9 protein-coding genes and 1 tRNA gene are annotated in these 10,028 nt (G+C 36.4%); 9 read left to right on the top strand and 1 reads right to left on the bottom strand.

What is annotated here, in order from left to right; genetic code table 11:
• Nucleotides 1-6 precede the first annotated feature (6 nt).
• A complete protein-coding gene (locus D6734_13380; GenBank protein RMF91964.1) occupies nucleotides 7-951 on the top strand; it encodes a PHP domain-containing protein in 945 nt (314 codons plus the stop codon).
• A 20-nt stretch (nucleotides 952-971) separates the two neighbouring features.
• Here the strand turns inward: D6734_13380 and D6734_13375 are convergent, their stop codons facing one another.
• A complete protein-coding gene (locus D6734_13375) occupies nucleotides 972-1,958 on the bottom strand; it encodes a ketoacyl-ACP synthase III (GenBank protein ID RMF91963.1) in 987 nt (328 codons plus the stop codon).
• A gap of 299 nt (nucleotides 1,959-2,257) precedes the next feature.
• On the opposite strand from D6734_13375, the gene D6734_13370 reads away from it, so the two are divergent.
• The 8 genes from D6734_13370 to pstB all read left to right on the top strand — a co-directional run bounded on the left by D6734_13370 (nucleotide 2,258) and on the right by pstB (nucleotide 10,014).
• Nucleotides 2,258-2,330 (top strand) — tRNA-His (locus tag D6734_13370).
• A 91-nt stretch (nucleotides 2,331-2,421) separates the two neighbouring features.
• Nucleotides 2,422-3,102, top strand: a complete 681-nt coding sequence (locus tag D6734_13365) for a DNA-binding response regulator (GenBank protein ID RMF91962.1) — start codon at nucleotides 2,422-2,424, stop codon at nucleotides 3,100-3,102.
• Complete coding sequence (locus D6734_13360) at nucleotides 3,099-4,823, top strand: HAMP domain-containing protein (protein ID RMF91961.1); 1,725 nt, start codon at nucleotides 3,099-3,101, stop codon at nucleotides 4,821-4,823. The genes D6734_13365 and D6734_13360 overlap by 4 nt, the downstream gene beginning before the upstream one ends.
• 198 nt (nucleotides 4,824-5,021) lie before the next feature.
• Entirely contained in the window at nucleotides 5,022-6,341 is a 1,320-nt protein-coding gene (locus tag D6734_13355; protein RMF91960.1) for a hypothetical protein, read from the top strand.
• Nucleotides 6,342-6,364: 23 nt separating this feature from the next.
• Nucleotides 6,365-7,417: a phosphate ABC transporter substrate-binding protein PstS gene (gene pstS / locus D6734_13350; protein RMF91959.1), complete on the top strand. Its 1,053-nt coding sequence runs from the start codon at nucleotides 6,365-6,367 to the stop codon at nucleotides 7,415-7,417.
• A gap of 130 nt (nucleotides 7,418-7,547) precedes the next feature.
• Nucleotides 7,548-8,420: a phosphate ABC transporter permease subunit PstC gene (gene pstC / locus D6734_13345; protein RMF91958.1), complete on the top strand. Its 873-nt coding sequence runs from the start codon at nucleotides 7,548-7,550 to the stop codon at nucleotides 8,418-8,420.
• Complete coding sequence (gene pstA, locus D6734_13340) at nucleotides 8,417-9,274, top strand: phosphate ABC transporter permease PstA (protein RMF91957.1); 858 nt, start codon at nucleotides 8,417-8,419, stop codon at nucleotides 9,272-9,274. Before pstC ends, pstA begins: the two co-directional genes overlap by 4 nt.
• On the top strand, nucleotides 9,256-10,014 hold the full coding sequence (pstB, locus tag D6734_13335) for a phosphate ABC transporter ATP-binding protein (protein RMF91956.1): 759 nt from the start codon (nucleotides 9,256-9,258) through the stop codon (nucleotides 10,012-10,014). The genes pstA and pstB overlap by 19 nt, the downstream gene beginning before the upstream one ends.
• Nucleotides 10,015-10,028 lie beyond the last annotated feature (14 nt).

Genomic DNA, 10,028 nt, shown 5'->3' with positions numbered 1-10,028 from the left:
GGGATAGTGTATATATATGCTGAATGCTTCCATATTAAACAATTTTACTTTATATCAAGATTGAATTATAAAAAAAATATGTATAATTTTGATCTTCATATACACAGCACGCTTTCCGACGGAGAGCTTTCTCCTTTCGATATTGTGCAAATGGCAAAAAGGAATAATGTCAAAATTCTTGCCATAACTGACCATGACATAGTATCAGAAAAGAATGAAATAATTCCATTGTTAAAAAAGCATTCTATCGAATTCCTTCATGGTGTGGAAATAAATTGCAGCCATAAATCACTTCGTCTTGAAGTGCTTGGTTACAATATCGACCCTTCAAACAAGAAATTGTCCAAGAAATTACAAGAGATGCGAAATTATAGGGAAAAGAGGGCTAAATTGATGATAAAAAAACTGAAGGACAAGGGCTTTGAAATTTCAGTAGAGAGGGTATCAGAGATATCAGGATACGGCACAATAGGTAGGCCTCATATAGCAAAAGCTCTCCTTGAACAAGGATATGTAAAATCATTAAATGAAGCATTCAGAAAATATCTGGGAGACAATTCTCCTTACTATGTAAAAAGAATGAAACTTGAAGCGGCTGAAGCTATTGCACTGATAAGAGATGCGGGAGGTATTCCCGTGCATTCACACCCGGGTTTTTTCAAAACTAAGAATATCAAGAATCATTTGATAGAGCTGAAAAAACTTGGTCTAATGGGTGTAGAGGTGTTCTATCCTTATCCAGCCCAACTATCACTTTACAATTCGAGCAGGATAAAACTTACTCCAAAAAAATATGAAAAATATCTTCTTTCTCTCTGTGAAGAGCTTGACTTGATTCCAACAGGAGGTACAGATTTTCACGGGGGAGAAAGTTATGAAAAGCTTCTTAAAAAGATATCTCACGGATTCGAAAAAGTTGCAGAGTCAGGATTTCTAAAATCTTGCATTTAAAGATCTCGTTCAGAGAAAGATTACCATTTCATTAGGATTGAACCCCAACTCAGACCTCCGCCAAAAGCAGACATCAAGACATAGTCGCCTTCTTTGATTTTTCCTTCCTCCACCGCTTCATTGAGAGCCATAGGTACAGAGGCAGCAGAGGTATTGCCATGCTTGTGAATTGTTACGATTATCTTTTCTTCGGGTATCTTAAGCCTTTGGGCAACGGCATCGATTATCCTTTTATTTGCCTGATGAGGTACAAAAATATCTATGTCTTTGGGTTCGAGATTGTTTGTTTCAAGTGCATCTCTACAACATTGTTCCATTGCTCTTACGGCTATTTTGAAGGTTTCTCTTCCCTTCATTTTGACAAAAGGAAGTCGCTTTTCAATTACTTCCATCGAGCAAGGATTGCGCGACCCGCCACCCGGCATCTGAATAAGATGAGAATAGCTGCCATCTGAGTAGATGTGGGTTGATAGGATTCCTCGGCTTCCCTTTTCTGCGGAAACCACTGCCGCACCTGCTCCGTCTCCAAAAATTACACAAGTTGTGCGGTCAGTATAATCTATGATTTTGCTCATTACCTCAACACCAATGACAAGGACTTTTTTGAACTTTCCTGCTTTTATAAAACTGTCTGCAACTGTAAGGGCATATATGAATCCTGAACAAACAGCTGCCACATCGAAAGCTGCTGAATTTTTGATTCCCAGATTTTTTTGTACGAAGCAGGCAGTTGGAGGAAAGAACATATCAGGAGTAATTGTTGCACAGATGATTGCTTCAATATCTTTTGCTGAAATGCCTGATACTTTTATTGCTTTTTTTGCCGCTTCTGTTGCAAGGTCAGACGATGCCATTTCAGGAGGGGCAATATGCCTTTCCTTTATTCCTGTCCTTTCCGTAATCCATTCGTCGCTTGTATCCAGAATTTTTTCAAAATAAGCATTGTCATAAATTTTTTCAGGCAAATATGCTCCTGTTCCAATAATTCTCGCATTTATTTTAGCCATAATGTAAAGAAATCCTCATTTAAATTTTTTATGGAAAGAAATAATCGCACCTTTTTATTAAAAAAAAATTTAGGTGTCAAGGATGGGCTGTTATAACTACATAAAAATGCTGGTTTTGATTTGGCTTTCTGTATGAATTATAAATTTGATAGCATCTTCCTTTACACCTCTTAGCAGGTAATTTTTTAGTCACGATAATTTTTTTGATAAAAAAAGAAGAGGAAAGGATTGGCTTGACAAAGTGTAATCATTAAATTACATTTGGGCATCCTAAGATTGGTATATTCTTTAGAGCTATGGTGGGCGTAGCTCAGTTGGTAGAGCGCTGGACTGTGGATCCAGTTGTCGAGGGTTCGAGCCCCTTCGCCCACCCTTCAGTGTTCAAAAAATTCGCATTTCATACCAACTTTTTTTGCCACACTTCATTTGATTTGATACTAATATTCATATATAGTTGGGACAAATGAAACCACTAATTGCAATAGTAGAGGATGAGCCGGATATAGCAAAGCTTATCTCCATCAATTTGGAAAAATCAGGATATCGTACACAAATCTTTCCTGATGGGGACAGCTTTTTGAAAACATTGAAAAATAGCCCTCCCCACCTTGCAATTTTAGACCTTATGCTTCCTGATATCGATGGACTCGAGATATGCAAATATTTAAGAAACAACAAAGATTTAAAATCCTGCAAAATAATTATTGTTACTGCGAAGGGAGATGAAATTGACAAGGTATTAGGGTTGGAACTAGGTGCAGATGACTATGTAACAAAACCGTTTTCACCGATAGAATTGACAGCAAGAGTAAAGGCAGTGCTAAGACGCGGTAATGATGAAGAAAGGGAAGGCATTTATTTCATAAAGGATGATGTTGAAATTGATGAGGAAAAATTTATTGTTAAGGTCAAAGGTAAAAAGATAGAGCTTACAACGACTGAATTCAAAATTCTTCTCTTACTTGCTAAAAACAAAGGCAGAGTTTTTTCTAGACAGCAAATCTTGGATAATTTATGGGGAGATGATAAAGTTGTTGTTGACCGCACTGTTGATGTCCATATACGCCATCTGCGGGAAAAACTTGGCAGGGCATCGAAGTTTATTAAAAACATTAGAGGCGTTGGCTACAAATTGGAAGAATGATTAAATCTTTTTTCGGAAAAATCTTTGCAGGTTATACCGTCATAACAATCCTCATTGTTTCTTTTATTCTTATCTTTTCTTTTAACATTATAAAAGGATTTTATCTTAATTTTCTTGAAAATGACCTTGCCAAAATTGCTGATTCTTTAATGCCAATAGTCAAAAAATATTATGAAAAGGAGGAACTTCAGAAATTAGATAGCTTTGTCAAAAATATGGGGAAAAAGATTGGTACACGAATTACTGTAATCAATAACGAGGGTATAGTATATGCTGATTCTGAAAAAGACCCAAATGTAATGGAGAATCACCGGACTCGCGATGAAATAATAAAAGCACTTGAAGGTGAAAGGGCTACTTCTCTGCGGTTTAGCAACACTGTTAAAGAAGAAATGCTTTATTTGGCTATACCGATAAAAGAGGAAGATCAAATTGTCGGTGTTTTAAGAGTAAGCATATATCTCAAGGATATCAATTCGTTTTTAAGAAATCTTAAAATAAGAATTTTGGAAGCAACTGCATTTATTCTGCTTGCATCCTTTCTTCTTTCCCTATTGATTTCCAAAAGTTTTACAAAACCTATTGATGAAATCGTCTCTACCTCTAATAGACTTGCTGAAGGGGATTTAAGTTCGAGAATAATTTTAAAAGGGAATGATGAGCTAAATAATCTGTCTTCGAATTTAAATTCAATGGCAGAAAAAATAGAGAAATCATTTACAGAGCTTCGGTCAAAAAAGGAAGAATTGACGACTATCATTTCTTCTTTGAATGAAGGTTTACTTGTCATAGATGATGAAGATAAAGTCGTTATAGCAAATGAAAGTTTAAAAAAGGTATTGAAACGAGATATTGATGCAGGAAGGTATTATTGGGAAATTATAAGAAATCCCATTCTGAAAGAATTAATTGAGGAAACTAGAAAAAAAGGTGAAAATTTGACATCAGAGATTGTGATTGAGGACACTGATTTTTTTGTAAGTTTGTCGCCTGTATTATCGGAGAAAAGAATTGCCTTGGTTTTTCAGGATATCAGTGAAATCAGAAAACTTGAACTCATCAAAAAAGACCTTATATCCAATGTTTCTCATGAATTACGCACGCCTTTGACAGCAATAAAGGGTTTTGCTGAAACATTGCAAGATGATGTTGAAGGTTCGGCAAAGGAATATGTTGAAATTATTAGAAGTCATACAGAACGATTGATAAATATAGTGGAGGACCTTCTACTGCTGGCAAATCTTGAAGAAAAAAACGATACTTTAAATTATGATAAGATTGAAATCAATGAATTGATAGAAAGAGTGGAACAACTTTTCCGAAAAAAAGCACAAAGGAAGGGGTTGAATCTAATCTTGAATCTTTCCGATACAAATCCAGTAGCTAACATTGATGAATTCAAAATAGAACAGATGCTGATTAATCTCATTGACAATGCCATAAAATATACTGAAGAAGGATTGGTTGAAATATCAACAAAATCAGAAGCTGGCAGGGTAATTATAAAGATTAAAGATACGGGCGTTGGAATTTCGGAAGAAGAAATTCCCAGAATTTTTGAACGATTCTATGTAGCAGATAAATCGCGTTCAAGAAAATTTGGTGGTACAGGATTAGGGCTTTCGATAGTTAAACACATTGTGCTTCTCCACAATGGCACAATAGATGTAAAGAGCGCACCAAATAAAGGCACCACCTTTACCATTACATTGCCAAACTGATTTTTTATCAAAAAAATATTTAAAGAATTAACACAAAATTAACATTCCTCTAATTCTCCCTTAATTGTCCATTGTTAAAAATCCCTCAAAAAGTAAGCTCCTCTTCTTCGGAAAAAGAAAGGAGGTGAGTTGAAAAGAAGAATTAAGAACGGGGAAGAGTGAAGAAGACAGATTTAAAACCTTAAACAGGAGAAAGTAATGCAGCGGATTAAGATTTTATTCCTTTTGATTTTTGCTCTTTCGTATCCACTTGTATCGTTTGCAAACCCCCTTGACATCCTTGTAAAAAAACTTGTTGAGAAAAAAATAATTTCCAAAGAGGATGCAAAAGAGATACTTGCAGAGGTAATGGAGGAAGAAAAATTACAGAATGAAAAAGAGAAGATACAAGTTTCTGAAATAAGAAAGCAAGTGAAAGAAGAAATAGAAAATTCACAGGAATCGCTAAAAGAGAAAATACTTCCTCGATGGGTTAAAAATACCAAATTTAGCGGTGATATGCGTCTCAGATATGAAAGGCAGGAGAGCGAAGAAAACAGCAGAGAGAATGTTGACCGCCATAGAGGAAGATTTCGTTTACGGTACGGTTTTGAGACGACAATCAATGAGAAAATTAAGTTAGGATTAAGATTTGCATCTGGAAGCGGTGAGCAAACTTCTACAAATCAAACATTTCAAGACACCTTTGATCAAAAGAATCTTTGGATTGACAGAGCATATATTGAATACAAACCCTACAAGGAATTTGCCTTGATTGGAGGCAAAATGAAAAATCCTTTTTATACAACTGATCTGGTTTGGGATCCTGATATTAATCCTGAGGGAGTTGCATTAAATTTTATCAAAGACTTCGGCAACTCAACATTCTTTGTAAGGGCTGGCTTTTTCCCTATAGATGAGTCGAGTTCAGATTCAAACGATGTTTCTTTATACGGAATTCAGGGAGGCTTTAGTTCTAAATTATTTGGTATGGATATAAAGGCTGCTGCCGCATATTATGATTGGCACAATATGAAGGGGGCAAAACTTGAAGATATCAGCCCATCGAAGGAAAAGGATACCAACAGCTTGATTATTTCAGATGATGGAGCACGAATTTTTAAATACAATTATAGAATAATTCAGCCAACTTTTGAAATTACTCCGCTAGTATTCAACGCTTTTGAAAGAAGATTTCCTGTGAAAATTTATTGTGATTTTGTCAACAATATTGTAGGCGATGTATCGGACAATACAGGTTGGCTTGCAGGAATAAAAGTAGGGGAAATAAGCAAACCGGGAGATTTCGAAATATCATATAATTACAGAGAGCTTGAGAAGGATGCTGTGCCGGCGATTACGACTGATTCGGACTTTCATGGCGGAGGAACGAATGCAAAGGGGCATAAGATTTCAGTCAAATACTCTCTTATGAAAAATACAATCATAGGTTTTACGCTTTTCAATACCCGTTCGCAGGAGAAAAAGGATAATCTAAAAATAAATTGGCTGCAAGCTGACTTAATCGTAAAATTTTAACTATATATTGAGGAGATATTGCAATGAAGATATCAAAATTCCTTTTCTATACAATTTGCATTCTTTCCCTTATTATTGTGCCAATTTCAAGTGCACGAGCTTCAGAAAACGACCTTCTCGGGGCAGGCGCCACTTTTCCATATCCACTTTATTCTAAACTTTTCGATGTCTATTACAAAAAGACAGGGGTTAGAATCAACTATCAATCAATAGGTTCAGGGGGAGGTGTAAGGCAGATTTTCAGTAAAACAGTCGATTTTGGAGCATCAGACGCTTTTCTCTCGGATGAAGAACTCAAGAAAGCCCCTGCAGAAATTATTCATATTCCCACTTGTCTTGGTGCTGTAACAGTAAGCTACAACATAATTGGGGACCCTCAGATAAAACTTACACCATCTCTTTTGGCTGATATTTTTATGGGGAAAATTACCAAGTGGAATGACATAAGGATTCAAAATATCAATCAGGATGTAAAATTGCCTTCACTAAAAATTGTTGTTGTCCATCGCTCTGACGGAAGCGGGACAACTGCAATCTTTACTGATTATCTTTCCAAGGTCAGCATTGAATGGAAACAGAGAGTAGGAGCAGGAAAATCTGTAAGGTGGCCCGCAGGTATCGGCGCTAAAGGAAATGAGGGAGTTTCTGGAATGATTAAACAAATCCCAGGAACGATTGGCTATATCGAGCTTGCTTATGCTATGCACAACAGAATGAAAACAGCTGCCATTCAAAATAAAAGCGGAAAATTTATACTACCAACTCTTGAAAGCACAAGTCTTGCGGCTAACACAAATATTCCAGATGATACGCGTATTTCAATAACAGATACGGATTCACCAGATGGCTATCCGATTTCCGGCTTTACATGGATACTCGTCTATAAAAATCAGAATTATAAAGGGCGCTCATTTCTAAGAGCAAAAAACTTGGTAAATCTCCTATGGTGGATAATCAATGAAGGACAGACATTTACTAAGCCTCTTGATTATGCACCTCTTCCTGAAAAGGCTAAAAAGAAAGCCGAGAAGCTGATAAAGTCAATCACTTATGGGAATGAAACTATACTGAAGTAACTTTTTTTAATATTTCCTCAAACCAATAGATTGAGAAAATTAACAGAATCTTAACAGAAGCTTAACCCTAAATTTATACCTGAATTCTATGATTCAATTAGTACAATTTTAAAAAGGTAAAGAAGATTATATGCAGACAAGAGGCGATACCTTTTTTAAAAATGTCCTTTTTATATCGGGCATTTCTATTGTTGTCATTTTGGCAGCAATATTCCTTTCGCTTCTTCTGAGCTCTTCTCTTTCCATTAAGACATTTGGCATAAAATTTCTTTTGGGACGCGAATGGGACCCTGTTCAAAAAAATTTTGGCGCTCTTCCCTTTGTGTTAGGCACAATTCTAACTTCATTTCTTTCTCTTATTATTTGTGCTCCTTTTGCTATAGCTATTTCTCTTTTTCTCGGAGAATATTTTGCAAAAGGTAAGATTTCAACGCTTGTGAGCACAATGATTGAGCTGTTGGCAGGCATACCTTCTGTAATCTATGGTTTTTGGGGGTTGTTCGTAATTGTGCCTCTCGTGCGTGATTTGGAAATAAAATTCAATATTATCCCCTATGGAGTTGGAATATTCACAGCCTCAATCATTCTTGCCATTATGATTATTCCTTATGCGGCGTCTATTTCAAGAGAAGTTATCACAATGGTCCCTTCAAACCTGAAGGAAGCCGCATACTCATTGGGTGCAACAAAATATGAAGTAATTAAAAAGATAATAATTCCTTATTGTCGCTCAGGAATCTTTGCAAGTATGCTTCTTGCACTTGGGAGGGCTTTAGGTGAGACAATGGCTGTCACTATGGTAATTGGCAATTCGAATGATTTGCCTCAAAACATTTTTTCTCCTTCAAATACAATGGCAAGCGTCATTGCTAATGAATTTGCAGAGGCATCAGGCGATATTTATCTTTCTTCTCTGATAGAAATTGCACTTTTGCTATTAATAATAACCTTTTTAATCAATATAGCAGGGAAATTTGTTCTCAAAAGGTTGAGCGTTGTATGAATATTAAGGAAGAAAGAAAGATAACTCTTAGAATAATAAAGGATTTTTTCTTTAAAGTAGTTGTTGGTGTAATTTCCATAACATCAATTCTGCCTCTTTTTTTGATTCTCTTTTATATCATAAAAAGAGGTATTTCATCTATTAGTTGGAATTTTCTGACCAATCTTCCAAAGCCCGTAGGAGAGATAGGCGGAGGTATCTCAAATGCAATCGTTGGGACGATATTGCTTGTGTTGGTTGCCTGTGTAATTTCTATCCCTTTGGGAGTTTTGGTAGGGTTGTATATTTCAGAAGAGAAGAAGGGAAGATTGGCTGCGGTGGTAAGTTTGTGCGCTGAGTCGCTACAAAGTATTCCTTCTATCGTCATAGGTATTATAGCCTACATTTGGATTGTCAAGCCAATGGGACACTTTTCAGCATTCTCAGGAAGTGTTGCACTTGCATTGATGATGTTGCCTATTGTCGTTAAGGCAGCAGAAGAGACATTGCTTCTACTTCCCGATACATTGAAGGAAGCATCTCTTGCCCTTGGTGTGCCCTATTACAAAACAGTTTTAAAAGTTATTCTCCCGGCAGGTTTTAGTGGTATAATGACAGGAATCCTTCTCGGAGTAGCAAGGATTGCTGGTGAAACAGCGCCACTTTTATTTACCGCTTTTGGAAATCCCTTTATGAATTTGAATATTTTGAAGCCAGTCCATTCTTTGCCTCTCTTAATATTTACTTATGCAATAAGCCCTTATGAAGAATGGCAGAAGCTTGCATGGGGTGCATCACTTGTCTTGATATTTTTAGTGCTTCTTCTTAATTTAATCTCTAAAGTGATAGTGAGAAGATGGAAAATCCAGTTTTGAAGATAGAAGACTTTTCAGCTTCTTATGGTGAAAACATCATCGTAAAAGATATAAATCTTGAAATACCAAGAAATAGTGTTACTGCCATTATGGGGCCCTCAGGCTGCGGAAAAACCACTCTTATACGGTGCATAAATAGAATGCATGAATTGACACCGGGCGCAACCTCGAAAGGAAAGATTTATTTGAATGGGAAGGACATCTATACCTTTAATCCTATTGTATTGAGGAGAAAGATTGGAATGGTTTTTCAAAGGCCAAATCCATTTCCAACAATGAATATTTATGATAATGTCATTGCGGGATATAAACTCAATGGTATCAAGCTTTCCAAATCTGCAAAAGATAAGATTGTAGAAGAGTCATTGCGAAAGGCTGCAATGTGGGATGAGGTTAAAGACAATCTTTATAAGCAGGGGACTTTTCTTTCAGGCGGTCAACAGCAAAGACTGTGTATTGCAAGGGCGTTAGCAATGAATCCCGAAGCTCTTCTTCTCGATGAGCCAACATCTGCCCTTGACCCAAAGGCAACGGCACGGATAGAAGAATTGATCAGCGAGCTTAAGAAGAATATTACAATTGTAATGGTGACACACAATATTGCCCAAGCTGCCCGGATATCGGATTATACTGCTTTCCTTTATCTTGGAGAGTTAATAGAATTTGGTACAAGTGAGAAAATGTTTACGGTGCCTGAAAATAAGATGACGGAGGAATATTTAACAGGAAAATTTGGATAAGAGAAGAGGTAAGC

Source organism: Candidatus Schekmanbacteria bacterium, assembly GCA_003695725.1.
In the GTDB taxonomy this organism is placed as follows: domain Bacteria; phylum Schekmanbacteria; class GWA2-38-11; order GWA2-38-11; family J061; genus J061.
This window is presented reverse-complemented; position numbering and strand designations above follow the sequence as displayed.

Excerpts from the sequence above, each read along its gene's own strand:
- D6734_13375 (RMF91963.1), bottom strand. The coding sequence starts at position 1,958 with ATGGCTAAAATAAATGCGAGAATTATTGGAACAGGAGCATATTTGCCT.
- D6734_13365 (RMF91962.1), top strand. The coding sequence starts at position 2,422 with ATGAAACCACTAATTGCAATAGTAGAGGATGAGCCGGATATAGCAAAG.
- D6734_13360 (RMF91961.1), top strand. The coding sequence starts at position 3,099 with ATGATTAAATCTTTTTTCGGAAAAATCTTTGCAGGTTATACCGTCATA.
- D6734_13355 (RMF91960.1), top strand. The coding sequence starts at position 5,022 with ATGCAGCGGATTAAGATTTTATTCCTTTTGATTTTTGCTCTTTCGTAT.
- pstS (RMF91959.1), top strand. The coding sequence starts at position 6,365 with ATGAAGATATCAAAATTCCTTTTCTATACAATTTGCATTCTTTCCCTT.
- pstC (RMF91958.1), top strand. The coding sequence starts at position 7,548 with ATGCAGACAAGAGGCGATACCTTTTTTAAAAATGTCCTTTTTATATCG.
- pstA (RMF91957.1), top strand. The coding sequence starts at position 8,417 with ATGAATATTAAGGAAGAAAGAAAGATAACTCTTAGAATAATAAAGGAT.
- pstB (RMF91956.1), top strand. The coding sequence starts at position 9,256 with ATGGAAAATCCAGTTTTGAAGATAGAAGACTTTTCAGCTTCTTATGGT.